At 71.1% G+C, this 25147-nt stretch carries 19 protein-coding genes and 1 pseudogene; 4 read left to right on the top strand and 16 right to left on the bottom strand.

Annotated features, from left to right (window positions below; all coding sequences use genetic code 11):
• Positions 1–13 precede the first annotated feature (13 nt).
• Positions 14–706, bottom strand: a complete 693-nt coding sequence (locus V2W30_RS33145) for a GntR family transcriptional regulator (protein ID WP_425244628.1) — start codon at positions 704–706, stop codon at positions 14–16.
• Between the two features lie 212 nt (positions 707–918).
• Here V2W30_RS33145 and fdhD point away from each other — a divergent pair, with 212 nt between their 5' ends.
• Positions 919–1776: a formate dehydrogenase accessory sulfurtransferase FdhD gene (fdhD, locus tag V2W30_RS33140; RefSeq protein ID WP_338702255.1), complete on the top strand. Its 858-nt coding sequence runs from the start codon at positions 919–921 to the stop codon at positions 1774–1776.
• Positions 1777–1915: 139 nt separating this feature from the next.
• Here the strand turns inward: fdhD and sucD are convergent, their stop codons facing one another.
• Together sucD and sucC are read right to left on the bottom strand one after the other, a co-directional pair.
• Positions 1916–2800 (bottom strand): succinate--CoA ligase subunit alpha, encoded by an 885-nt coding sequence (sucD, locus tag V2W30_RS33135; protein WP_338702254.1) that lies wholly within the window; start codon positions 2798–2800, stop codon positions 1916–1918.
• An 11-nt stretch (positions 2801–2811) separates the two neighbouring features.
• A complete protein-coding gene (gene sucC / locus V2W30_RS33130; protein WP_338702253.1) occupies positions 2812–3960 on the bottom strand; it encodes an ADP-forming succinate--CoA ligase subunit beta in 1149 nt (382 codons plus the stop codon).
• 175 nt (positions 3961–4135) lie between these two features.
• Between sucC and frc the strand changes: the two genes are divergently transcribed.
• The 3 genes from frc to V2W30_RS33115 all read left to right on the top strand — a co-directional run bounded on the left by frc (position 4136) and on the right by V2W30_RS33115 (position 9040).
• On the top strand, positions 4136–5365 hold the full coding sequence (gene frc / locus V2W30_RS33125; protein WP_338702252.1) for a formyl-CoA transferase: 1230 nt from the start codon (positions 4136–4138) through the stop codon (positions 5363–5365).
• A gap of 3 nt (positions 5366–5368) precedes the next feature.
• A complete protein-coding gene (locus tag V2W30_RS33120; protein WP_338702250.1) occupies positions 5369–7528 on the top strand; it encodes an acetate--CoA ligase family protein in 2160 nt (719 codons plus the stop codon).
• A gap of 117 nt (positions 7529–7645) precedes the next feature.
• The gene (locus V2W30_RS33115; RefSeq protein ID WP_338702248.1) at positions 7646–9040 is read left to right on the top strand and encodes an OFA family MFS transporter; all 1395 of its coding nucleotides are present in this window, start codon (positions 7646–7648) and stop codon (positions 9038–9040) included.
• A gap of 158 nt (positions 9041–9198) precedes the next feature.
• Here the strand turns inward: V2W30_RS33115 and V2W30_RS33110 are convergent, their stop codons facing one another.
• The 13 genes and pseudogenes from V2W30_RS33110 to V2W30_RS33050 all read right to left on the bottom strand — a co-directional run bounded on the left by V2W30_RS33110 (position 9199) and on the right by V2W30_RS33050 (position 25140).
• Positions 9199–10350 carry a sugar phosphate isomerase/epimerase family protein gene (locus V2W30_RS33110; RefSeq protein ID WP_338702245.1) on the bottom strand — a complete coding sequence of 384 codons (1152 nt, stop codon included), beginning with the start codon at positions 10348–10350 and terminating at the stop codon, positions 9199–9201.
• 110 nt (positions 10351–10460) lie between these two features.
• The gene (locus tag V2W30_RS33105; protein WP_338702243.1) at positions 10461–11885 is read right to left on the bottom strand and encodes a nucleotide pyrophosphatase/phosphodiesterase family protein; all 1425 of its coding nucleotides are present in this window, start codon (positions 11883–11885) and stop codon (positions 10461–10463) included.
• Positions 11882–13054: a metabolite traffic protein EboE gene (gene eboE / locus V2W30_RS33100; RefSeq protein ID WP_338702241.1), complete on the bottom strand. Its 1173-nt coding sequence runs from the start codon at positions 13052–13054 to the stop codon at positions 11882–11884. Before eboE ends, V2W30_RS33105 begins: the two co-directional genes overlap by 4 nt.
• A 3-nt stretch (positions 13055–13057) precedes the next feature.
• A complete protein-coding gene (locus V2W30_RS33095; RefSeq protein WP_338702239.1) occupies positions 13058–13909 on the bottom strand; it encodes a TatD family hydrolase in 852 nt (283 codons plus the stop codon).
• The gene (locus V2W30_RS33090; RefSeq protein ID WP_338702238.1) at positions 13909–14562 is read right to left on the bottom strand and encodes an EboA domain-containing protein; all 654 of its coding nucleotides are present in this window, start codon (positions 14560–14562) and stop codon (positions 13909–13911) included. The genes V2W30_RS33095 and V2W30_RS33090 overlap by 1 nt, the downstream gene beginning before the upstream one ends.
• Positions 14559–15410 carry a sugar phosphate isomerase/epimerase family protein gene (locus tag V2W30_RS33085; RefSeq protein ID WP_338702237.1) on the bottom strand — a complete coding sequence of 284 codons (852 nt, stop codon included), beginning with the start codon at positions 15408–15410 and terminating at the stop codon, positions 14559–14561. The genes V2W30_RS33090 and V2W30_RS33085 overlap by 4 nt, the downstream gene beginning before the upstream one ends.
• A pseudogene (locus V2W30_RS33080) lies at positions 15407–16410 on the bottom strand (SCO3242 family prenyltransferase). Before V2W30_RS33080 ends, V2W30_RS33085 begins: the two are co-directional and overlap by 4 nt.
• A complete protein-coding gene (locus tag V2W30_RS33075) occupies positions 16407–17543 on the bottom strand; it encodes an inositol-3-phosphate synthase (protein ID WP_338702236.1) in 1137 nt (378 codons plus the stop codon). The pseudogene V2W30_RS33080 and the gene V2W30_RS33075 overlap by 4 nt, the downstream one beginning before the upstream one ends.
• A gap of 106 nt (positions 17544–17649) precedes the next feature.
• Positions 17650–19023 (bottom strand): ThuA domain-containing protein, encoded by a 1374-nt coding sequence (locus V2W30_RS33070; RefSeq protein WP_338702234.1) that lies wholly within the window; start codon positions 19021–19023, stop codon positions 17650–17652.
• 15 nt (positions 19024–19038) lie between these two features.
• Positions 19039–21483 (bottom strand): PQQ-dependent sugar dehydrogenase, encoded by a 2445-nt coding sequence (locus tag V2W30_RS33065; RefSeq protein WP_338702232.1) that lies wholly within the window; start codon positions 21481–21483, stop codon positions 19039–19041.
• 258 nt (positions 21484–21741) lie between these two features.
• Positions 21742–22740, bottom strand: coding sequence for a sugar phosphate isomerase/epimerase family protein (locus tag V2W30_RS33060; RefSeq protein ID WP_338702230.1), 999 nt, complete (start codon positions 22738–22740; stop codon positions 21742–21744).
• Between the two features lie 14 nt (positions 22741–22754).
• The gene (locus tag V2W30_RS33055; RefSeq protein WP_425244627.1) at positions 22755–24020 is read right to left on the bottom strand and encodes a Gfo/Idh/MocA family protein; all 1266 of its coding nucleotides are present in this window, start codon (positions 24018–24020) and stop codon (positions 22755–22757) included.
• 58 nt (positions 24021–24078) lie between these two features.
• Positions 24079–25140 (bottom strand): substrate-binding domain-containing protein, encoded by a 1062-nt coding sequence (locus V2W30_RS33050; protein ID WP_338702228.1) that lies wholly within the window; start codon positions 25138–25140, stop codon positions 24079–24081.
• Positions 25141–25147 lie beyond the last annotated feature (7 nt).

Genomic DNA, 25147 nt, shown 5'->3' with positions numbered 1-25147 from the left:
GCCGCGGCGCGCTCTACGTGGTGCGCTGATGGTACGAGGTCCGCGTGTGCTCCGTGTGGGCCCGCATCACCGCCGCCGCGCGCTGCCCGTCGCCGTCCGCCAGCGCGGCGATCAACTCCCGGTGCTCCGCCCATGACCGGCGGCCACGCTGCCGGGCGATGGGCGCGTAGTACCAGCGGACCCGCCGGTCGACCTGCGCCGCGAGTTCGGCCAGTGCCACATTGCCGGCCAGTTCCATGATCGCGCCGTGCAGCCGGGCGTTGAGCTCGACCGCGCCCTCCACGTCGTCGTCGGCGACCGCGCGCTCCCCCGCCGCGCACACCTCCTCCAGTGCCTGAACGGCCGCGGTGTCCACCCGCGCGGCGGCGAGCCGCACGGCCTCGGCCTCCAACAGCGTGCGCACATGCAGGAGTTGGTCCGCCTCGTCCTCGGTCGGCTCGTGCACGAAGGCCCCCTGGGCGGGTCGCAGATCCACCCAGCCCTCGGTGCTCAGCCGCTGGAGCGCCTCCCGTACGGGCTGCCGCGAGACGCCGAGCCGGCCGGCCAGCTCCGTCTCGACGAGGTGGGCGCCCGGCGGCAGCGTGCGCGTGATGATCAGGTCGAGCAGGGTCTCGTAGACCCGCTGGCGCAGCGGTCCGGGCCGCTCCAGGCGGGGCACCGAGTCGCGCGGCAGACCTGTGAGCGGCAGTCCTGGGATCGGTGACATCGCGGCCCTTTCCGGAAGCGGCACGGTACGGAGATCTGTGGTTCCCCACGTACGGAGCACCCTCGCTCTCCAAGCTGACGTGTGCCCCTTGCGTCACACAACTCCACCACGATCCCCGGGAGTTGACACATCTCTTGCCGCCAACGATCCCATCCTGTACACAATATTCAGTCGACACAGTGCAGAGCAGAATCAGCCAGGGAGAACGCGTCATGGGACGAGTCACGCAGCGGCGCCCGGTCCTGCGCATCAGGGACGGCGTCGTCTCGAGCCGCCCCGACACGCTGGTGGCGGAGGAGCCGCTGGAGATCCGGCTGAACGGCAAACCGCTCGCCATCACCATGCGCACCCCGGGCGACGACTTCGCCCTCGCGGCCGGATTCCTGGTCAGCGAGGGCGTCCTCGCACACGCCGACGACCTCCAGAACATCGTCTACTGCGCGGGCGCCACACAAGACGGCTCCAACACCTACAACGTCGTCGACGTACGCACCACACCCGACATCCTCATGCCCGACATCACCCTCGAACGCAACGTCTACACGACCTCCTCCTGCGGCCTGTGCGGCAAAGCGAGCCTCGACGCGGTCCGCACGACGGCCCGCTTCCCGATCGACGACACTCCCGCGTCTCCCCCGGTGCGCCTCGACCCCGAGCTCCTCGCAGTCCTCCCCGACCGGCTACGGGCTGCCCAGCGGGTCTTCGACCGCACCGGGGGCCTGCACGCCGCCGCCCTGTTCACGCCGGACGGCGAACTCCTGGACGTGCGCGAGGACGTGGGCCGGCACAACGCGGTGGACAAGCTCGTCGGCCGCGCCCTGCGCGACGGTCGGCTGCCGCTGCGCCGCACGGTCCTTCTGGTCTCGGGCCGCGCGTCCTTCGAGCTGGCACAGAAAGCGGTGATGGCCGGCATCCCGGTCCTCGCGGCCGTGTCGGCCCCCTCGTCCCTCGCGGTCGACCTCGCCGCGGAGACCGGCCTGACGCTGGTCGGCTTCCTGCGCGGCACCTCCATGAACGTGTACGCGGGCGAGCACCGCATCGCCCAGCGGGCCGTGGCCCGACAGGGCTGAGCGGACCGCCCCGCGGCACGGCGGCGGGGCCCTTGATCCGGCGGGGAGCGCCCCCTGCGCCGGACGGGCCCCGCCGCAGCCGCAGCGTACGCAAGGGAGGCGGCCCGTGGAGCCGCCTCCCGTCCATCAACTCCCCTGCCTACACGGCACTTTGCAGCCGCTCGACGACCAGCCGCGCGGTCTGTGTCGGCGTCGATCCGACGCGTACCCCGACCCGTTCCAGCGCCTCCTTCTTGGCCTGCGCCGTGCCCGCCGAACCGGAGACGATGGCCCCCGCGTGGCCCATGGTCTTGCCCTCGGGCGCGGTGAACCCGGCGATGTAGCCGACGACGGGCTTGGTGACGTGCTCGCTGATGTAGGCCGCCGCGCGCTCCTCCGCGTCGCCGCCGATCTCGCCGATGAGCACGATGAGTTCGGTCTCGGGATCGTCCTCGAACGCGGCGAGGCAGTCGATGTGCGTGGTGCCGACGACGGGGTCGCCGCCGATGCCGACGCACGTGGAGAAGCCGATGTCCCGCAGCTCGTACATGAGTTGATAGGTGAGCGTGCCGGACTTGGACACGAGACCGATGCGGCCCGGCTTCGTGATGTCGGCGGGGATGATGCCCGCGTCGGACTCCCCCGGGCTGATCAGTCCGGGGCAGTTGGGGCCGACGACACGGGTGCCCCGCTGCTTGGCGTACGCGACGAAGTGCACGGAGTCGTGCACCGGGATGCCCTCCGTGATGACGACCGCGAGGGGCATGCCCGCGTCGACCGCCTCGACGACGGCGGACCGGGCGAAGGCGGGCGGCACGAAGACGACGCTGACGTCGGCACCCGTGGCCGCCATGCCCTGCGCGACGCTGCCGAACACCGGGACGGCGCGGTCGTCGAAGTCCACGACGCCGCCCGCCTTGCGCGGGTTCACACCGCCGACGACGTTCGTGCCCGCGGCGAGCATCCGCCGGGTGTGCTTCATGCCCTCGGCGCCGGTCATGCCCTGGACGAGGACCTTGCTCTCCTTGGTGAGGTAGATCGCCATGTCCGGTCTCCTTAGGCGGGGTTGAGGCAGGCGGGGTCGCGGGCGAGGTCCGCGGCCTGGCGCGCGGCGCCGTCCATGGTGGTGGCCTGGCGGACCAGCGGGTGGGCGCGGTCGTCGAGGATGGCGCGGCCGCGCGCGGCGTTGTTCCCGTCGAGCCGGACGACCAGCGGCTTCGTCAACCGGACCGATTCCAGGGCCCGTACGATGCCGTCGGCCACCGCGTCGCAGGCGGTGATGCCGCCGAAGACGTTGACGAGGACGGACCGCACGGCCGGGTCGTCGAGGATGACGCCCAGGCCGTCGGCCATGACCTGGGCGGATGCGCCGCCGCCGATGTCGAGGAAGTTGGCGGGCCGCGCGCCGCAGCCGGCGACGACGTCGAGGGTGGACATGACGAGTCCGGCGCCGTTGCCGATGACGCCGACCTCGCCGTCGAGCTTCACGTAGTTGAGGCCCTTGGCCGCCGCCCGCGCCTCCAGCGGGTCGTCGTGCGCGATCTCCTGCGCACCCCAACGCTGCTGCCGGAAGCGGGCGTTGTCGTCGAGAGTGACCTTCCCGTCGAGGGCGAGGATGTCGCCCTGTGCCGTACGGACCAGCGGGTTCACCTCGACCAGGAGGGCGTCCTCGCGGGTGAGGACGCCCCACAGCCGTACGAGGACGTCGACGGCCTGCGGCGGGAGGCCGGCCGCGTGCGCGATACGGGCCGCCGCGGCCGTGGTGACGCCCTCGGCCGGGTCGACGGGGATGCGGGCGACGGCCTCGGGGCGCGTGGCGGCGACCTCCTCGATGTCCATGCCGCCCTCGGCGGAGGCGATGGCGAGGAACGTCCCGGTCGCACGGTCGAGGACGTAGGAGACGTAGAACTCGCTCTCGATGTCGACGGGTTGGGCCAGCATGACCTTCCGCACGGTGTGGCCCTTGATGTCCATGCCGAGGATCTGCCGTGCGGTGAGCTCCGCGGCGGCCGGGTCCGCGGCGAGCTTGACGCCGCCCGCCTTGCCCCGCCCGCCGGTCTTCACCTGAGCCTTGACGACGGCGCGGCCGCCCAGCCCGCGGGCGATCGCACGGGCTTCCTTCGACGAGCTGGTCACTTCGGCGCGGGGCACCACGATGCCGTGCTCCGCGAACAGTTCCCTTGCCTGGTGTTCGTAGAGATCCAACTCAACTCCCGTGAGGAAAGTGCCGCACGCCCCCTGGACACCACCATCAGATGCGGGATACCAAGTTCATACAGTATTCGACCACTGTATGCAATGTACGAACGACCGACGGGCGGACCTCTACGCGCCCGTATCCGCGCAACGGACCAGGGACAAGTAGTGAGGTGAGTCCTCAGTGACCAAGGCTCTCGAAGGTATACGCGTGCTCGACATGACCCATGTCCAGTCGGGTCCCTCCGCCACCCAGCTACTGGCCTGGCTCGGCGCGGACGTCGTGAAACTCGAAGCACCCACCGGTGACATCACCCGCACCCAACTGCGCGACATCCCCGACGTCGACTCCCTCTACTTCACCATGCTCAACTGCAACAAACGCTCCATCACCCTCAACACCAAAACCGAACGCGGCAAAGAACTCCTGACCGAACTCATCCGCCGCTCCGACGTCATGGTCGAAAACTTCGGCCCCGGCGCCATCGACCGCATGGGCTTCACCTGGGACCACATCCAGACCATCAACCCCCGCCTCGTCTACGCCTCCATCAAAGGCTTCGGCGACGGCCCCTACACCAACCTCAAAGCCTACGAAGTCGTCGCCCAGGCCATGGGCGGCTCCATGGCCACCACCGGCCTCCACGACGGCCCCCCACTGGCCACCGGCGCCCAGATCGGCGACTCCGGCACCGGCATCCACACCGTCGCCGGCATCCTCGCCGCCCTCTTCCAACGCGAGAACACCGGCCGCGGCCAACGCGTCAACGTCGCCATGCAACACGCCGTCCTCAACCTCTGCCGCGTCAAACTCCGCGACCAACAACGCCTCACCCACGGCCCCCTGCCCGAATACCCCAACGACGACTTCACCGACGAAGTCCCCCGCTCCGGCAACGCCTCCGGCGGCGGCCAACCCGGCTGGGCCGTGAAATGCGCCCCCGGCGGACCCAACGACTACGTCTACGTCATCGTCCAACCCACCGGCTGGAAACCCCTGACCCACCTCATCGGACACCCCGAACTCGCCGACGACCCCGACTGGGCCACCCCCCAAGCCCGCCTGCCCCGCCTCACCAAAATGTTCCAACTCATCGAAGAATGGACCACCACCCTCCCCAAATGGACCGTCCTCGAACAACTCAACACCCACAACATCCCCTGCGGCCCCATCCTCTCCACCAAAGAAATCATCGAAGACCCCTCCCTCACCGCCAACCACATGATCGTCGAAGTCGACCACCCCCAACGCGGCACCTTCACGACCGTCGGCTCCCCCATCAAGCTCTCCGACTCCCCCGTCGACATCACCACCTCACCGCTCCTCGGTGAACACAACGAAGAGGTCTTCGTCGGCGAACTCGGGCTCGGTGACGAAGAGTTGCACCTGCTCAAGTCGAGCGGAGTGATCTGATCGATGACCGAGGACCGGACACGCGCGGTGCGCGAACTGCTCGACGCCGTACGGGCCGAGGGGCGCACGGCGCTCACCGCGCCCGAGGGAAAGGTGATCGCCGACGCGTACGGGATCGCCGTGCCCGGCGAGGAGCTGGCGACCGACGTCGAGGCGGCGGTGGCGGCAGCGGAGCGCTTCGGCAAACCCGTCGTACTGAAGATCGTCTCCCCCGACATCCTGCACAAGACCGACGCCGGCGGCGTGATCGTGGGCGTGGAGGGAGCGGCCGACGTACGCGCCGCCTTCGACCGGATCGTCGAGAACGCACGGGCGTACGCGCCGCGGGCCCGGATCGAGGGCGTCCAGGTGCAGGAGCTGCTGCCCACCGGCGGCAGCGCCCAGGAGGTGATCGTCGGAGCGGTCACCGATCCGACGTTCGGCAAGGTCGTCGCGTTCGGCCTGGGCGGCGTGCTGGTCGAGGTGCTGAAGGACGTCACCTTCCGGCTCGCGCCGCTGGACACCGACGACGCGCTCGACATGCTCGACTCGATCCGGGCCGCCGAGGTGCTGCGCGGGGTGCGCGGCGCGCGGGGCGTCGACCGGGCGGCGCTGGCCGAGCAGATCCGGCGTGTGTCCCAACTGGTCACGGACTTCCCGGAGATCGCGGAGGTCGACCTCAACCCGGTCATCGCGACACCCGAGGGCGCGGTCGCCGCCGACATCCGCGTCATCCTCGCCGAGGGGGCGCCGAAGCCGCGGCGCACGTACACCCGCGAGGAGATCCTGACCTCGATGCGGCGGCTGATGGAGCCGCGCTCGGTCGCCGTGATCGGCGCCTCCAACGAGCCGGGCAAGATCGGCCATTCGGTGATGCGCAACCTCGTCGACGGCGGCTTCTCCGGAGAGATCCACCCGGTGAACCCCAAGGCCGATGACATTCTGGGCCGCAAGGCGTACAAGAGTGTCACGGACGTGCCGGGCGAGGTGGACGTGGCGATCTTCGCGATCCCCGCCAGGTTCGTGGCGTCGGCTCTGGAGGGGGTGGGCCGCAAGGGCATCCCGAACGCGGTGCTGATCCCCTCCGGCTTCGCCGAGACCGGCGAAGTGGCCCTCCAGGACGAGATCGTGGCGATCGGGGAGCGGCACGGGGTGCGCCTGCTCGGGCCGAACATCTACGGCTACTACTCGACGTGGCAGGACCTGTGCGCCACGTTCTGCACGCCGTACGACGTGAAGGGCGGTGTCGCGCTGACCTCGCAGTCGGGCGGGATCGGCATGGCGATCCTCGGCTTCGCGCGGACCACGAAGACGGGCGTCTCGGCGATCGTGGGCCTCGGCAACAAGTCGGACCTGGACGAGGACGACCTGCTCACCTGGTTCGGCGAGGACCCGCACACCCGGTGCATCGCCATGCACCTGGAGGACCTCAAGGACGGACGCGCCTTCGTGGCGGCCGCGCGGGAGACCGTCCCGAAGAAGCCCGTCGTCGTCCTCAAGGCGGGGCGCACCGCCGCGGGCGCGAAGGCCGCCGGGTCCCACACGGGCGCGCTCGCGGGCGACGACGCCGTGTACGACGACATCCTGCGGCAGGCCGGTGTCATCCGGGCCCCTGGCCTGAACGACATGCTGGAGTACGCGCGAGCCCTGCCCGTGCTGCCGACGCCGCAGGGCGACAACGTCGTGATCATCACGGGCGCGGGCGGCTCCGGCGTCCTGCTCTCGGACGCCGTGACCGACAACGGACTCCGGCTGATGGAGATCCCGGCCGATCTGGACACCGCCTTCCGGCGGTTCATCCCGCCCTTCGGAGCCGCGGGCAACCCCGTCGACATCACGGGCGGCGAACCGCCGTCGACGTACGAGGCGACGATCCGGCTCGGCCTGGAGGATCCGCGCATCCACGCGCTCGTGCTCGGCTACTGGCACACCATCGTCACCCCTCCCATGGTCTTCGCGGAGGTAACGGCCGGCGTGGTGCGGGAGTTCCGTGAGCGCGGGATCGAGAAGCCCGTGGTCGCCTCGCTGGCCGGGGACGTCGAGGTCGAGGAGGCGTGCCAGTACCTCTTCGAGCGCGGGGTGGTCGCGTACCCGTACACGACCGAGAAGCCCGTCGCGGTGCTCGGGGCCAAGTACCGGTGGGCCCGTGCCGCGGGGCTGTTGGGGGGCCGGTCGATGAGGTGACCTCAGGCGGGTCCGGTCGGCGGTGCGCGTCGGCCGGACCCAGGTCCCGTGCGCACACGAAAGCAATTTGGACAGGGGGCGCTGCCCAGATCTTTCGACGCAAGGGGTTCGACCGTCATGACTACGACAGATCTTCCCACGTCCGTCTCCTATCAGGAGGTGACGGATGCCAACGGCCGGACGTTCCGGGTTGGCGAGAGCGACATCGACATCATGGGGCGCAAGCGCAAGTGGATGGTGATCCTGCCCTGGGTGGGCATGATGGGGATCTCGTCCGCCGAGTACGCGTTCGCGTCCGCCGAGGACACCCTGCACACCGCGCACCACTGGAACAGCGGTCACATCTACTGGATGATGACGGTCTGGGTGTTCTTCCAGGCCGCGGTGGCCTTCCCCGCGGGGAAGCTGCGGGAGAGCGGCAAGCTCGCGGCCCGCTGGGCGATGATGCTCGGCGCGACCGGCACACTGCTCGGCTATCTGTCACTGGCCTTCGCGCCGCACGTGGTCTTCGCCTACATAGGCTTCAGCGTCTTCAGCGGCATGGGCGCGGGCATGGTGTACGCCACGTGCGTCAACATGGTGGGCAAGTGGTACCCGGAGCGCAGGGGCGGCAAGACCGGCTTCGTCAACGGCGGCTTCGCCTACGGTTCGGTGCCGTTCGTCTTCCTGTTCACCGGCTACATGGACCTGACCAACTTCCGCTGGGTGCTGGTCTCGGTGGGCGTGCTGCTGGCCACGATGGTGGCGGTCGCCGGTTCCTTCTTCAAGGATCCGCCGAAGAACTGGTGGCCCGCGAACGTCGACCCGCTGAACCCGCCGGAGGACCCGCGCGCGCGTCGCTCGCTGGAGAAGAACCCGCCGGCCGTGAAGCAGTACACCCCCAAGGAGGCGTGGCGGACCGGCCGTGTGGCACTGATGTGGTGCTGCCTGGCGTGCACCTCCGGAGTGAACATCTTCGGCATCGCCTTCCAGGTCGACATCGGCAAGGAAGCGGGCTTCGCGGGCGGGATCGTGGCCACCGCGATGTCGCTCAAGGCGATCGTCAACGGCACCGGCCGCGGCGTCATCGGCTGGCTCTCCGACCGGTACGGACGTAAGCAGTGCCTGCTGGCCGTCTGCGTCATCCTGGGCCTCGCCCAGTTCGGCATCATCTGGTCGGCCGAGGCCCAGATCCTTCCGATGTTCCTGATCTTCTCCGCGATCTCCGGGTTCGGCGGTGGCGCCATCTTCCCGATGTTCGCGGCGCTCACGGCGGACTACTTCGGGGAGAACAACAACGCGAGCAACTACGGCATGGTCTACAGCTCCAAGCTGGTCTCCGGTCTCGGTGCCGGCATGGGCTCCATGGTCGTCGGTGTCTGGGGGCACTCGGGGGCCTTCATCCTGGCGGGCTGCATCTCGTTCTTCGCCGGGTTCCTCGCGATCTTCCTGACGCCACCGGGCAGGCCCAAGTCGCCCAAGTCCCGTGGCGTCCGGCCCAACCCGCAACCGCTCGGTGAGGAGATGGCCTGAGGTGAGTTCGGGCCGTCGGCCACGGTGGCCTCGAAGGGGGGCATGACCGTCGTCGACGGCGCCGGCCGCGATGTCGGCGGCCGGCGGTCCGGCAGCTGACGCACACACCGAGAGGGGCCCGGCCGTCCGGCCGGGCCCCTCTCGCGCGCGGGTCGGTGCTACTTGCGCAGCGCCGCCATGTTGTCGTAACCGATCCTCGCGTACTTCAGGGACTGGCCGAGGTCGGTGGAGCTGGGCGCGTTGTCCTGCTCGACCATCGGGTTGTGGTAGTTCTTCGCCCCCACCCGGCCGAAGAACGTGGTGTAGTCGATGACCCCCTCGCCGAAGGGCACCATGTCGTAGCCCATGCCGTTGGTGTCGTTGCGGGTGCCGTCCTTGGCGTGGAAGAGCGGGTAGCGCTTGTTGTGCGCCCTGACCAGGGCGGCCGGGTCGAAGACGTTCTCCTGCGAGGAGCCGTCGTGCGCGGTGTACGTGTGGAACTTGTACTGGGCCACGTGCGCCCAGAAGATGTCCATCTCCAGCCACACGGTCCGCGGGTCGGTGCCCTTCAGGAAGTACTCCAGCTTACGGATGCCGGAGCTGCGGGTCGGCCGGCCCTGGGCGTCGAGCGGACCGCCGTCGAGCAGGAAGCCGTACGCGGCGTCGTGGTTGTGGGTGTAGAGCTTGATGCCCGCGGCGCGCGCGATGTCACCGAGCGCGTTCCACTTGTCGGCGGCGACGTCCCAGTCCGCCTTGTACGAGCTGTTGGTGGGGTCGCCACCGGTGCCCATGTGGTCCATGCCGAGGATGTTGGCGATCTCGAGGTGCTTCTTGAACGTGTCGGTGTCAGGCTTGCTGAGCGGCCAGGAACCGGGGATGAAGCCGTGGTTGCCCTGGGCGCGCAGGCCGTACTCGTCGAGCCAGGAGCGCAGCAGCTTGGCGCCCTCGACGGATTCCAGGTTGGCTCCGCCGGGAGCGTTGGCGTGCTGGCCGTATCCGGCGAACTCGACCTGCCGGTAGCCGTAACGGGCCAGCTCCTTGAACACCTCGCGGAAGCCGGAGGGCAGGTCGGAGGCGAGCGGGTCGCGGCCGGTCGCGTCCCGCACGGTGTAGAGGATGATGCCGCGCTTGTCGGCGGGCACGAGAGCGTGGCCGCGCCCGCCGCCGCCCCCCGTCTCGGGCTGGGCGAAGGACGGTGCGGCGCCGAACACCGGCGCGGCGATGGCGCCGGCCGCGACGGCGGAACAGGTGCTGAGGAAGCGGCGGCGGCTGATGCCGAGACGGTGTCTGAGGGCGTCGTCGCTGGCGGGAGTGTCGTGGAACTCGGTCACGGGTGCCTCATTTCGGCGTGCGGGGCGGAAGCCACTGGCGTGTTGTCAGTGACCTGTGCTTCACTCTCTGTAACTGCTCCTGCGGGGGCGGGACGTGGCGGGCGTGCGCCTCAGCCGAGTCCCGCCAGGTCGAGGAGCAGGGATTTCACGTCGGTCGCGGCGACGCGACCAGGGAACGCATGGGGGGTGGAGCAGATGATGAGTGGACCGTCGTCGTCACTCAGAGGCAGGCGGCCGTGGCTGCCGCGGATAGGTGAGGGGTCGAGGGGCACGACCGCCATGCGGTAGCGCATGCCGAGCTTCTTGCGCGCGAGCGCGGCGCCCGCCTTCACCTTCACGTAGGGGTCGTGGGGGTCCATGAAGAGTTCGACCGGGTCGTACCCGGGCTTGCGGTGGATCTCGACGAGTTGCGCGAAGTCGGGCGCACGGGCGTCGTCGAGCCAGTAGTAGTACGTGAACCAGGCGTCGGGTTCCGCGATCGCCACGAGTTCGCCGGAGCGCGGGTGGTCGAGGTGGTGGGCCTTCTTGCCCTCGTCGTCGAGGAGTTGCTCAAGGCCGGGCAGGTCGGCGAGGGCGGCGCGGGTGGCTTCGAGGTCCTCGGGGCGGCGCACGTAGACGTGGGCGATCTGGTGGTCGGCGACGGCGAAGGCGCGGGAGGCCATCGGGTCGAGGTACTCCATGCCGTCCTGGGTGTGCACCTCCAGGAGGCCGGCGCGGCGCAGGGCGCGGTTGATGTCGACGGGCCGGTCGGCGCGGGTGATGCCGTACTCGGACAGGGCGACGACCGTGCGGCCCTCGGCGCGGGCGTCGTCGAGCAGGGGGGCGAGGGCCGTGTCGAGTGCGGCGGCGGCGCGGTGCGAGCGGGGGTCGTCGGGGCCGAACCGCTGGAGGTCGTAGTCGAGATGAGGGAGGTAGCACAGGGTGAGGTCGGGGTGCCGGGTGGCCATGACGTGGCGGGTGGCGTCGATGATCCATTGGCTGGAGACGAGATCGGCGCCGGGACCCCAGAAGTGGAAGAGGGGGAACGTGCCGAGCTTCTCGGTGAGTTCGTCGTGCAGGGCCGGAGGTCGGGTGTAGCAGTCGGGTTCCTTGCGGCCGTCGGCGTAGTAGACGGGACGGGGGGTGATGGTGACGTCGGTGTCGGCGCCCATGGCGTACCACCAGCAGATGTTGGCGACGGTGTACCCGGGGTGGGCGCGGCGGGCGGCGTCCCAGAGTTTGTCGCCGGAGACGAGGCCGTTGTGCTGGCGCCACAGGAGGACGTCGCCGAGTTCACGGAAGTACCAGCCGTTGCCGACGATGCCGTGCTCGGACGGCATGGTGCCGGTGAGGAACGTGGACTGGGCGGCGCAGGTGACGGCGGGCAGCACGGTGCTCAGCGGGGCCCGGGAGCCGGACTGACCAAGGGACTTGAGGTGCGGCATGTGGTCGAGGAGGCGCGGGGTGAGACCGACGACGTCGAGGACGAGGAGCGGCGTCGGGGTGGCCGGGCCCCCCTCGGGGGGTGGAACCGGAGTGGGCGTCGCGTCCGTCATGGCAGCTCCTTGAGGCCGAGGTCCGTCAACAGGTCGCGGGCGAGGGTGAGTTCGGCGGCGATGCCGTCGGCGAGCTGGGCGCGGCCGCGGGGGCGCAGTGCGGACGGCAGCGCCTGCCAGGTGTAGGTCTCGACCTCCAGGTGGCGGGTGAGCGGCTGTGCTCCGCCGACGAGGTGGGTCAGCGCGTCCTTCAGGACGGGGAGTGTGGAGGTGAGCGGGGCGGCGGGGTCCGCGTGCAGGGGGACGTGGAAGTGGGCGCGCCAGGCGCCGGTGTCCGGGAGGGCGGTGCCGGTGAGTGCGTCGCCGAGGTCGTCCGTGCCGTGCAGTTCGGCGCCCGCGACGGTACGGGTCTGGTGCAGGAAGCGGGGTTCGTCGAAGGCGGCGAGGGCTTCGCGGACTTCGGGGAGACGGGGGTGTTCGGCGTGCAGGGCGGCGGAGAGCTGGGACTTCACGACGGGGATGCCGGCGGTGGCAAGGCCGGTGAGCGCGGTGTGCGGGTCTTCGAAGGAGGTGGCGAGGTGACAGGTGTCCAGGCACAGGCCGATGCGGTCGGTGCGGGCCACGGCGGTGAGCGGGGCGATGGCGTCGGCGGTGGTCTCGACGGTGCAGCCGGGCTCGGGCTCCAGGCCGATGCGGATCGACTTGCCGGTGAGTTCTTCGAGGGCGTCGAGGCGTTCGGCGAGGGTGACGAGGGCGGTGCGGGCGGCGTCGGCGCGCCGCTCGTCGTAGGCGGTGCGCCAGGCCAGCGGCAGGGTGGAGATCGTGCCCTCGGTGACATCGGAGGGCAGCAGGGCGGCGAGGAGGCGGGCCAGGTCGAAGGTGTGGGCGAGGCGTTCGGTGTCGGCCCAGTCCGGCCTGTACACGCGGTACTTGACCTCTTCGGCGCCGAATCCCTCATAGGGGAAGCCGTTGAGGGTGACGACTTCGAGGCCGCGGCGGTCGAGCTCGGTGCGCAGACCGCGCAGCGCCACCGGGTCGGTGCCGAGGGCGCGGGCGGCGTCCTTCGCGAGCCAGAGGCCGATGCCGAGGCGGTCGCGGCCGAGGCGCTTGCGGACCGGTTCGCAGTGGTCGCGGAGTTGGGCGAGGACGCCGTCGAGCGTCTCGGCGGGGTGCACGTTCGTGCAGTACGCGAGGTGGACGGTGGAGCCGTCGGGGTGCCGGAAGCGCATGGGTCACGCCCCGCCGCGCAAGATGGAGTTGCCCTCGTGGGTGGCCTCCCGGGGTGGCGGCGCGTCGAGTTGGAGGCGGCCGCTCAGACCGTAGAAGGCCACCGGGTTGCGCCACAGGACGAGGTCGACGTCGTCGTCGGTGAACCCGGCGGCGAGCATCGCGTCGGCGACCTTGCGGGTCTTGAGCGGATCGCTCTTGCCCCAGTCGGCGGCGGAGTTGACGAGGACCTTCTCGGGACCGAAGGCGCGCAGGATCTCGACCATGCGGTCCTCGTCCATCTTGGTGTCGGGATAGACGGAGAACCCGAGCCAGCTCCCGGCGTCCTTGGCCTCTTTGACCGTGGTCTCGTTGAGGTGGTCGACGAGGACGCGGTCGAGGGGCAGCGCGGATTCGCGTACGACGTCGAGGGTGCGGCGCAGTCCGGTGAGCTTGTCGCGGTGCGGGGTGTGCACGAGGGCGGGCAGCTCGTGGTCGGCGGCGAGTTGCAGCTGGGTGGCGAGGGCGGTGTCCTCGGCGGGGGTCATGGAGTCGTAGCCGATCTCGCCGACGGCGACGACGTTGTCCTTGACGAGGTAGCGCGGCAGCTCGTCAAGGACGGGGGTGCAGCGGGGATCGTTCGCCTCTTTGGGGTTGAGGGCGATGGTGCAGTGGTGGGTGATGCCGTACTGGGCGGCGCGGAAGGGCTCCCAGCCCAGGAGGGCGTCGAAGTAGTCGTAGAAGGAGGCGGGCGAGGTGCGGGGCTGGCCGAGCCAGAAGGCGGGTTCCACGAGGGCGCGGACTCCTGCCGCGTACATGGCCTCGTAGTCGTCGGTGGTGCGCGACGTCATGTGGATGTGGGGGTCGAAGATGCGCATCAGGACTCCTTCGCCTCGGTGCCGCCCGGCGCGTGGGGCGCGGGCACGGTCAGGGCCAGGACGCGGTGCAGGTCCTCGGGTACGGGCCGGCCCGCGGCGGTGCGTTCGTCGGCGAAGTCGCCGAGCATCCGGGCGAGTTCGGCGTCGCCGCGGGAGCGCTGCCGCAGGGCGGCGACGGTGTCGACGGGGACTCCGGTGAACAGGCACTTCAGGACGGCGTGCCGCCAGGAGTGGGTCGGCAGGTGCTCGGCGGCGTACGGGCCGAGGGCGGCGGCGACCAGCCGGGTGTCGTTGGTGCGCAGGGCGTCGTCGACGAGCGGGAGCGCGTCGGGTCCGGGGACGAGGTGGGGCAGGGCGTGCAGGACGGCGCGGCGTTCGGCGGCGGTGCCCTGCGTGTACAGGCGGGTGAGCGTGGCGGTGTCGGCGCGGGCCGTGCGCAGGACCAGGACACGGGCGGCGTCGGCGTGCTCCTGGCCGGTGCGGCGACCGGCCTCGGCGAACCTCGACTCCCAGACGGGCGGGTTCTTCTCGTCGCCGGTGCGGGGGTGGCCCGCCGCCTCGGCCAGGGCTTGGTCGAGCCAGGCGCGGGCGGCGCCGGAGAGCTCCGTGTCGAGGTGGGCGCGGAGGGCGGCGAGGGGGGTCGGCTGGTTCATGCGCTGCCTCCTTGTGCTGCGGCTCGGAGGAACGGGAGGGATTCGGCGGCCATCTGGGGCCCGGCGTGCGAGTGGCGGGGCAGTTCGACGACGGTCAGGCCCTGGTAGCCGGTGGCCGCGAGGGCGTCGAGGACCGGCGGGAAGTCGATCTCGCCGTCGCCGAACGGCAGGTGTTCGTGGACGCCTCGGCGCATGTCCTCGATCTGGACGTGCCGCAGCCAGGGGGCCGCCGCGCGGACGCAGTCGGCGGGCGATCGCGGCTCCAGGCACTGGCAGTGGCCGATGTCCAGGGTGAGGCCGAGGGCGTCGGGGCTGCCGAGGGTGCGGCGCAGGTGGTGGAAGTCGGCGAGCGTGGCGAGGAGATGGCCGGGTTCGGGTTCGATGGCGAGCGGGACTCCGGCGCCGGTGGCGGCTTCGAGGACAGGGCCGAGTGCGTCGGCGAGGCGCTTCCAGGCGGTGTCCGGGTCGGTGCCGTCGGGGGTGATGCCGCTGAAGCAGTGCACCGCGTGGGCGTCGAGGTCGGCGGCGACCTGGACGGCGCGGACGAGGAGCCGGGTGCGTGCGGCGCGGGCGTCCGGGTCGGGGTCGAGCAGGGAGGGGCCGTGTTTGCGGCGGGGGTCGAGGACGTAGCGGGCGCCGGTCTCGACGGTGGCGGTGAGGTGGTGCCGGTCCAGGGCGCGGGCGACCTGACGGGTGCGCGCGGCGAGGTCCGGGGCCAGGGGGTCGAGGTGCATGTGGTCGAGGGTGAGTCCGACGCCGTCGTAGCCGAGGTCGGCGAGGAGGGCGAGGGCGTCGTCGAGACGGAGGTCGGTGAGGCCGTTGGTGCCGTAGCCCCAGCGCGGGGTCATGTGACGCTCACCTTCTTCGCGAAGCGGCGGGCCAGCGGGGCGAGTGACGCGGTGAACAGGGCGGTTCCGATGGCTCCCGACCGGGCGGCGAGGGCGGCCTGGAGCGGGATCATCGCGCGGATGCCGGCGCCGACAGCGCGTTGGGTCAAGGGCGGGGAGGGGTTCAGGGTGGCGTGGAACAGGGGGCGGACCGTGGTCGCGGCGTACGCGGTGGGACCCGGCAGGCCGAGGGGGCTGCGGCGCCTCGGCCCGCCGGGGGTCTGCGGAGGTGGTGGGTCAGGGCACCCGTGACGGCGAGGGCCGCGGCCGGGGCGATCGGATCACCCCGGTCGTCTCGTTGCGGGAGACGGCGGTGACGGCCGTGGTGTGGGTGGCCAGGGCCAGGGCGGCGGTGAGGGCGGCGCGCGTCGCGGGGGCCGGGGCGGCGGGGTGGACGGTGGTCGGGGCGACGTGGCGGGCGAGGGGCAGGGCGACGTGGCGGGCAGGGTTGGCGGTCCCGCCGTCCAGGTGTCCCCGGCCGGGGTGGACGCCGACGCCCGTCGAACCGGCCGTTGCCGCCGCGCCCAGGAGGACGTCGAGGCCGCGGGCCGCGCCCATGGCCAGGGGCCCGCCGGGGTGTGCTTCAGGGTCAGGTCGTACGCCCAGACCGTTGCGGCGAGGGCCGCGCCCAGGGCTCCGCGGTGCGGCCCGCGCGGAAGGCGAGGCCCACGCCCGCGGCGGTGAGGGCGCCGGCTGCCGCGAGGGCCGCGCCGGGTGGGACGCGGCCGGACGGGATCGGCCGGGTGGGGCGGTCGACGGCGTCCTCGGCGCGGTCGGCCCAGTCGTTGAGGGCCATGCCGGCCTCGTACAGGCACAGGGAGGAGCCGATGGCGAGGAGCGTGCCGCGGTGGGGGCGGACGCCGATCGCCGCGGCGCCCGCGAGGGCGTCGCCGGGGACGGTGAACAGGGCGGGCAGGCGCAGGAGTTCGGCCCAGGCGCGGAGCCGGGAGCCGCCGCTCACGCCTCGGCCCGCAGCCGTGCCGCGAAGTCCACCAGGGCGGCGTACTGCTCGCCGAGCGCCGCCGGCGCCGCTCCGTCCGGGTCCTTGAAGTAGAAGCCGAGTTCCGGGCGCGGGCCGGTCAGGCCGACGGTGTGGGCGCGCAGCAGCAGCCGGGCCAGGTCGAGGACGAGGGGCGCGGCGAGCGCCGAGTCGCACCCCTGCCAGGTCGTCTGGAGGACCATGCGGGCGCCGAGGAACCCGTCGAACGCGATGTGGTCCCAGGCGGTCTTCCAGTCGCCGAGGGCGGGCACGTCGTCGATGTGGACCTCGCCCTGGGGTGCGGCGCCGAGGGTGTCGGCGAGGACGCGTTCCTTGCCGGCGTTCTTGGCGGCGGCCGCGGCGGGGTCGGCGAGGGCGGCGCCGTCGCCGCCGCCGAGGAGGTTGGTGCCGGACCAGGCGCGTACGGAGAGGGCGCGCTGAAGGAACATCGGGCCGAGGACGGAGCGCAGGAGGGTCTGGCCGGTCTTGCCGTCACGCCCGGTGTGGGGGACGGCGGCGTTCGCGGCCGCTGCGGCGAGCGTCGGGTGGTGCAGGCCCGTGGAGGGGGTGAAGTTGACGTAGGGGAAGCCGGCGCGGAGGGCGGCGGCCGCGTAGAGGGAGCTCGGCGGGAGCGCACCGTCTCGGGCCGGGGCCGGTTCGGTGGAGGCGACGTTCACGACGACGGCGCCGGCGAGGTCGTGGCCGCGCACGAAGTCGGTGATGTCGGCGGCGAAGGTGCTGATCAGCTCGTCCTGGGTGCGGTTGTCGCCGGGGAGGGGGCCGCCGGGCCGGATCTCGCGGTCGGCGGCGGCCAGTTCGGCGGCGACGGCGGACGGCAGGCCGTGCGGCAGGACGCCGCCCTCGGCGAGGTGCTCGGCGCGTTTGGGGAGGGGGCAGTCGACGGTGTCGTGACCACCGAAGACGAGCGAGGACAACGTTGGCAGACCGGAGTCGGCGAAGGGGGTGGTCTCGGTGACCATGCCGGTCGGCGGGTGCAGGCCCGCGGTGACGGCGGCGCAGCCCGCGACGGCGGTGGTGGCGACGGAGCCGCGTGCTCCGACGAGCCAGACGCCGAAGCGGGGTGACGGTGTGGGGAGGGACGGTTCGGCGGACATGGGCAGCCTCCTTGTCGTACGCGAACCGGGGGTACGGGCCGGAATCGGTGAGAGGGGTGGGGCAGGACGGCGGGCAGGGGTCCGGCGTCCCCCGCCCGCCGCCGTTCTAGTCGCCCGTTCCGGGCAGCGCGCCCTGAGCGGGAGCGGAGAGCTCCTTCAGGCGGATATTGCGGAAGGAGACCTGGTCGTCGGCGCCGTGGTTCTGCAGGCCGATGTAGCCGTCGGTCAGGCTCCGCTCGGGGTCGGTGTTGGTGAAGTCGTTGACCTTCACGCCGTTGAGGAACACCTGGAGGCGTTCTCCCTCGACCCTGATCTCGTACTGGTTCCACTCCCCCGGCGGCCGCAGGGCCTGGTCGCGGGCGGCGATGTCCGCCGACTGGAAGGAGTAGACGGCGCCCGTGGTGCGGTCCGGGGCGTCGGTGGCGTCGATCTGGACCTCGTACCCCTTGTTCACCGCCGACCAGGGGTCGTCGGAGGCCGGGAAGCCGACGAAGACACCGGAGTTGTCGTCGCCCTGCATCTTCCAGTCGAGCTTCAGGGAGTAGGAGGACAGCTCCTTGGCCTGGTACCACAGGAGGCCCATGCCGCCGGTGGTGTTCAGGGTGCGCGTGGCCTTGTCGACGGTGAAGCTGCCGGGGCCGGCCTGCTTCCAGCCGTCGAGGGTCTCGCCGTTGAAGATCGTGCGGTAGCCGGTGTTCGGCTTGCAGTTGGCCGACACCTGGCCGGTGGCGTACTTCAGGCCGCCGAGCAGGTGCTTCCGGAAGGCCGTGTCCGCGTACGACTCCTTGGTGTGACCGCCGCCGGTGTAGAAGGCGCGGCCGCCGCCGTACTCCTGGCACCAGGCGATCGGATGGTCGCCGTTCATGGTGCCGCCGGTGTACGTCGTCTCGTCGAGGGTGGCGAGGACGTGGACCTGGTCGCGCGGGTTCGAGCGGTAGTTGTACCACTCGTCGGTGCGCGGCCAGGCCGCCGGGAGGTGGGCGGTGGCGGGGTGGTGGCGGTCCTCGACGCGGACGGTCGCGGGCTGGATCGCCGGGTGCGACTGGAAGTAGGCGCCGACGAGGCCGCCGTAGTAGTTCCAGTCGTACTCGGTGTCGGCCGCGGCGTGCACGCCGAGGTAGCCGCCGCCGTCGGCGACGTACTCCTCGAACGCCTGCTGTTGCGTGGCGTCGAGGACGTCCCCGGTGGTGGAGAGGAAGACGACGGCCTTGTACCGGGCGAGGTTGCCCGGGGTGAAGGCGGTCGCGTCCTCGGTGGCGTCGACGGCGAGCCGGCTGGAGGCGCCGAGCTCCTTCAGGGCGGCGATGCCCTCGGGGATGGAGTCGTGCCGGAATCCCGCGGTCTTGGAGAAGACCAGGACCCGGTCGCGGGCCTGGGCCCCTTGCGGGGCCGCTCCGGCGGAGGAGGCGGGTGCCGTGATCCCGCCGATGAGCAGAGCGGCCGCGGTGGTCGCGAGCGCGATGCGTGCGGAAGTGCGCATGGTGACCTGCTCCTCTCAGCTCGTGGTGAAGGTGAAGTCGTCGACGTCGAACAGGGCGCCGGTGCCCGAGCCCTTGAAGACCAGGTAGAGCGTGGTGCTCCGGGCGGTCGCGTTGGTGATCGGCGTGGTCACGTCCTTGTACGTCTCCCAGGAGCCGGTCGGGGCGACGGTCGCCTTGCCGACGAGACGGCCGGTGGGTGATCCGGTGCGGATCTCCAGGGTGCCGCCGGAGCCGGCCGACGCGACGCTCGCCGTCAGGGACTTGGCGTTGCCGATCACGTAGGGCTCGAAGGAGATCCAGTCGCCGTTGTTGATGTCGCCGACGGTCTTGCCGCCCTCGGCGGGGGTGTGGCTGACGATGGAGACGCCCTGGGAGTCGCCGTAGTGCTCGGCCTGGCGGTGCTTCTGCTGGGTGACGGCCTGGTCGTGCGTGGTGAGGGCCGGCTGACCGTTCGCGCCCAGGTCGGTGTACTCGGCGTCGAAGACTCCGAAGACGTTGGCGTTCGGGTCGTGCTCACTGTCGGCGCTGGTCTTGATCGTGCCGGAGCAGCCGTTGGCGGAGGTCACCGGGTGGCCGTGGCTGTCGTGGCCGAGGATGTGTGTGACCTTGACCTTGGAGCAGTCGATGGTGCCGTCCTCGGGGTCGGTCACCTTCACCTTGAAGGGCACCTCGTCGCCGAAGGTGAACAGCTGGCCGTCGGCGGGGAGTTCGAGGGTCACCTTGGGCGCGGTGTTGCCGACGACCAGGTGCACATCGGCGCTGCCGGTGCGGCCGGTGGAGTCCTTCACCGTCACGGTGGCGGTGTAGGTGCCGTTCTTCTTGTACGTGTGGGCGGGTGCCGCACCGGTGCCGGTGGTGCCGTCGCCGAAGTTCCAGGCGTAGGTGAGGGTGCCGCCGTCCGCGTCGGCGGCGGTCGAGGAGAACCTGACCTTCAGCGGGGCCTGCCCGGAGGTCTTGTCGGCCTTGGCGTCGACGGTCGGCGAGTGGCCGTCGGTGGCGTTCTCGATGCGGAACAGGCCGGAGTTCTCGTCACCGCCGAACCAGGAGGTGCCGTAGTCCAGGACGTACAGCGCGCCGTCCGGGCCGAAGGCCATGTCCATGATCTGGGTGCCGGTCCACGGGAACGGGTTGATGGACGTGACCTTGCCGTCGGCGTCCTGCTCGATCCGCTTGATCCAGCGCCGGCCGAACTCACCGGCGAAGAAGTCGCCGTCGTACGCCTCGGGGAAGCGGACGGGCGAGGTGTTCGCGGGGTCGTAGCGGTAGACGGGGCCGCCCATCGGGGACTCGGATCCCGAGCCGAACTCGGGGACGGAGCCGCCGTCGTACGGGATCCACGCGGCCTGGGCCGGCGGCAGGTCGACGAGGCCGGTGTTGTGCGGCGAGTTGTTCTTCGGCGCGGCGCAGTCGAAGGCGGCGCCGGAGGTCTTCGTCGCGAAGTCGTAGTCGACGTAGGCGTCGTTGTCGCCGGTGCAGTACGGCCAGCCGAAGTTGCCGGGCTTGGTGACGCGGGCGAACTCGACCTGTCCCGCGGGGCCGCGCTTCGGGTCGGCGGCGCCGGCGTCGGGTCCGTAGTCACCGACGTAGACGATGCCGGTGGGCTTGTCGACGCTCATCCGGAACGGGTTGCGGAAGCCCATCGCGTAGATCTCGGGGCGGGTCTTGTCGGTGCCGGGCGCGAAGAGGTTGCCGGGCGGGACGGTGTACGAGCCGTCGTCGGCGACCTTGATGCGCAGGATCTTGCCGCGCAGGTCGTTGGTGTTGCCGGCCGAGCGCTGGGCGTCGTACGCCGGGTTGCGGGTGGCCTGCTCGTCGATGGGGGTGAAGCCGTCGGAGGCGAACGGGTTGGAGTCGTCGCCCGTCGACAGGTACAGGTTGCCGTCCTTGTCGAAGTCGATGTCGCCGCCGACGTGGCAGCAGATGCCGCGCGACGCGGCGACGTCGATGACCTTCTTCTCGGAGGCCTTGTTCAGGGTGCCGTCCGCGTCGAGGGTGAAGCGCGAGAGGCGGTTCACGCCGTCGAAGGGGGCGAAGTCGGCGGCCGTGCCGTCGTTGGGGGCGTCGCCGGCGGGGGTGTTCAGCGGGGGCGCGTAGTAGAGGTAGATCGCGCGGTTCTCGCTGAAGTTCGGGTCGACGCCGACGCCCTGGAGGCCCTCTTCGTCGTGGTTGTAGACGTCGAGTTTGCCGGCGACCTTCGTCGTGCCGTTCTCGTCGGTCAGGCGCAGCACGCCGTCGCGGGAGGTGTGCAGGACCTTGCGGTCGGGGAGGACGGCGAGGCTCATGGGCTCGCCGACCTCTTCCGGGCCCTTGGCGAGGGTGACCTGCTGGAAGTCTTCGGCCGCGGCGGCGTCCTGCGGTGCCGGGGCGGCGTGGGCGGTGAGGGTGAGGGATGTGGCGGCGAGCAGGGTGCCCGTCAGCAGTGCGAGTGCGTTGCGGGTTCTCAGGCGTTTCCTGTGCACGGGTTCCTCCGGGAAGGGGGCGGGTCGTGCCGTGGGCGGGGTGCGCCGTCACCCCGGATCTCGTGTCGTTGCCATGTACGCGGCATTGCCATGTACGCAGCAAGGAAGCTAGCTGCGTTTGTCTGGTTCGGGTAGCCCTTGTGCAGCGGTTAGTTGAAGCTTTTTCCCGGGTCAGGACAAAGCCGTCTCCGGGCAGGCCTCAGCGACTGCGCGACCGACCGCGGTGACCGGTCGCGCAGTACGTGGGGCCGGCAAGCCCTAGCTGCTGAAAGCCGAGTCGAAGGACGAGGTGGGCGGCTCGAAGTCGAAGGCCTTCAGCCGCTTCAGGGCCTCGGGAGCGCCCTGGAGGCGGTCCATGCCCGCGTCCTCCCACTCCACCGAGATGGGGCCCCTGTAGTCGATCGAGCGGAGCATGCGGAAGACGTCCTCCCAGGGGACGTCGCCGTGGCCGGCCGAGACGAAGTCCCAGCCGCGGCGCGGATCACCCCACGGGAGGTGGGAGCCGAGGCGGCCGTTGCGGCCGTCGAGCCGCTTGCGCGCCTCCTTGCAGTCGACGTGGTAGATCCGGTCCCGGAAGTCGTGCAGGAAGCCGACCGGGTCGAGGTCCTGCCACACGAAGTGGGAGGGGTCGAAGTTGAGGCCGAAGGCGGGCCGATGGTCGACCGCCGCCAGGGCCTGGTGCGTGGTCCAGTAGTCGTACGCGATCTCGCTCGGGTGGACCTCGTGCGCGAAGCGGACGCCCTCGGCGTCGAAGACGTCGAGGATCGGGTTCCAGCGTTCGGCGAAGTCCTCGTAGCCGCGCTCGATCATCGACTCGGGCGCCGGCGGGAACATCGCGACGAGGTGCCAGATCGACGAGCCCGTGAAGCCGATGACGGTGTCGACGCCGAAGGCGGCGGCCGCGCGGGCCGTGTCGGCGATCTCCGCGGCGGCCCGCTGCCGTACGCCCTCCGCCTCGCCGTGCCCCCAGATGCGGGCGGGCAGGATGGCTTCGTGGCGTTCGTCGATGATGGCGTCGCAGACGGCCTGGCCGACCAGGTGGTTCGAGATCGCGAAGCACTTGAGGCCGTACCTGTCGAGCAGCTCGTGGCGGCCCTTGAGGTACGCGGGGTCGGCGAGAGCCTTGTCGACCTCGAAGTGGTCGCCCCAGCAGGCGAGTTCGAGGCCGTCGTAGCCGAAGTCGCGGGCCAGTCGGCAGACTTCCTCCAGGGGCAGGTCAGCCCACTGGCCGGTGAAGAGTGTGAACTGTCGGGGCACGGTGTGCAGCCTCCTCAGGCGGGGACGGGGGCCGGGACGGCGGTGTAGACGGAGTTCTTCGCGGCGCTCTCCTCGACCGCCGCGAGGACGCGCTGCACCTGGAGCCCGTCGGCGAACGACGGGGCGGGCGCCGTCTGTTCGGCGATGGCGTGGACCAGGTCACGCGCCTGGTGCACGAAGGTGTGCTCGTAGCCGAGTCCGTGCCCCGGCGGCCACCAGGCCTCCAGGTAGGGGTGCTGGGGCTCGGTGACGAGGATGCGGCGGAAGCCGGCGCTGACGCCGGGCTCGGTGTGGTCGTGGAAGTACAGCTCGTTCAGTCGCTCCAGGTCGAACGCCAACGAGCCGCGCTCGCCGTTGAGTTCGACCCTCAGCGCGTTCTTGCGGCCGGTCGCGAACCGGGTCGCCTCGAAGGAGGCGAGGGCACCGGAGGCGAAGCGGCCGGTGAACAGGGCCGCGTCGTCGACGGTGACCTGACCGAAACCCGCTTCCCCTCCCCCGGCCGCCGAGAGGCCGGAGGAGGCACCGTCGAGCAGGGGGCGTTCACGTACGAACGTCTCGGTGAGCGCGGAGACGCCCGCGAGCGGTTCGCCGACCAGGAACTGGGCGAGGTCGACGGCGTGCGCGCCCAGGTCGCCGAGCGCGCCCGACCCGGCGTACGGCTTCTGCAACCGCCAGGTCAGCGGGAAGGACGGGTCGACGAGCCAGTCCTGGAGGTAGGTGACGCGGACGTGGCGCAGGGTGCCGACGCGGCCCTCGGCGACCATACGGCGGGCGAGCGCGATGGCCGGGACCCGCCGGTAGTTGAACCCGGTCATCGCCAACTGCCCCCGTGCGGCCGCCTGTTCGGCCGCCGCCGTCATCGTCTCGGCCTCCTCGACGGAGTTGGCGAGGGGCTTCTCGCACAGCACGTGCTTGCCCGCCTCCAGGGCGGCGACGGCGATCTCGGCATGGCTGTCGCCGGGGGTGCAGATGTCGACGAGGTCGACGTCGTCCCGGGCGATGAGCGCCCGCCAGTCCGTCTCGGCCGCGGCCCAGCCGAGCCGGTCCGCGGCGGCCCGCACCGCCTGCCCGTCGCGGCCGCAGACCGCGGCGAGCCGGGGGGTGAGCGGCAGGTCGAAGACGCGGCCCGCGGTGCGCCACCCCTGGGAGTGGGCGGCGCCCATGAACGCGTAGCCGACCATGCCCACGCCCAGCACGGGCCGGGGCGTGGACCGCTTCACCTCGCCGTCGTTGTCGCCGCCCGTGTCGTGGGCCGTCGTGCCGCTGCCACTGCTTGCCATGCGGAAGTCCTCCTTGAACAGACCGAGTTCGCCGGGTACGTCGTGCCGACGGCGCGCATCACTTGAAGCCGGTCGGCATGTACTGGGCGACGTTGTCCTTGTCGACGACGGCCGAGTACAGCGTCACGTGGGCGGGGATCTCGAACTCGGCCATGCCGCTGATGCCCTTGCCCTGGCCGAGCGCGCGGGCCAGGTCGATGGCGGAGGCGGCCATGGTCGGCGGGTAGAGGACGGTGGCCTTCAGGACGCTGTCGCCGGACTCGATGGCCTGCATGGCGGACAGGGCGCCCGCCCCGCCGACCATCAGGAAGTCGTCACGACCGGCCTGCTTGATGGCCCGCAGCGCGCCGACGCCCTGGTCGTCGTCGTGGTTCCACAGGGCGTCGAAGTTCTTCTGGGCCTGGAGGAGTTGGGACATCTTGGCCTGTCCCGACTCGACGGTGAAGTCGGCGGCCTGGCGGGCCACCTTCTTGATGTTCGGGTAGTTCTTCAGGGCGTCGTCGAAGCCCTGGGTGCGCTGCTTGGTGAGTTCGAGGTTGTCGAGCCCGGCGAGCTCGATGACCTTCGCGTTCTTCTTGTCCTTGAGCTGTTCGCCGATGTAGTTCCCGGCGGACAGGCCCATGCCGTAGTTGTCGCCGCCGATCCAACACCGGTACGCCTGCGGGGTGTTGAAGATGCGGTCCAGGTTCACGACGGGGATGCCCGCGCGCATCGCCTTGAGGCCGACCTGGGTCAGGGCCTTGCCGTCGGCGGGCAGGATGACGAGGACGTCGACCTTCTTGTTGATGAGGGTCTCGACCTGGCCGATCTGCGCGGCCGTGTCGTTCGACCCCTCGGTCGCCTCCAGGGTGACGTCCGCGTACTTCTTGGCGCGTTCCTTGGCGTTGTCGTTGATGGCGTTGAGCCAGCCGTGGTCGGCCTGCGGACCGGCGAAGCCGATCGTGACCTCCTTGCCGGCCTTGCTGTCGGCGGCCGGCTGGTCGGCGGCCTTGCTGCTGTCGTCGTTCTTGTCGCTGGGCTCGTTGCTCGTGCAGGCCGTCAGCAGGCCGCCCGTGGTGACGGCGGCGGCGCCGAACAGGATCCTTCTGCGGCTCGCCATCTGACTGGTGATCTCTGGCATGGCTTCG

This window comes from Streptomyces sp. Q6 (genome assembly GCF_036967205.1).
In the GTDB taxonomy this organism is placed as follows: Bacteria; Actinomycetota; Actinomycetes; order Streptomycetales; family Streptomycetaceae; genus Streptomyces; species Streptomyces citrinus.
Note: the sequence above shows the minus strand (reverse complement) of the source record. Positions and strands in the feature narration are given on the sequence as shown.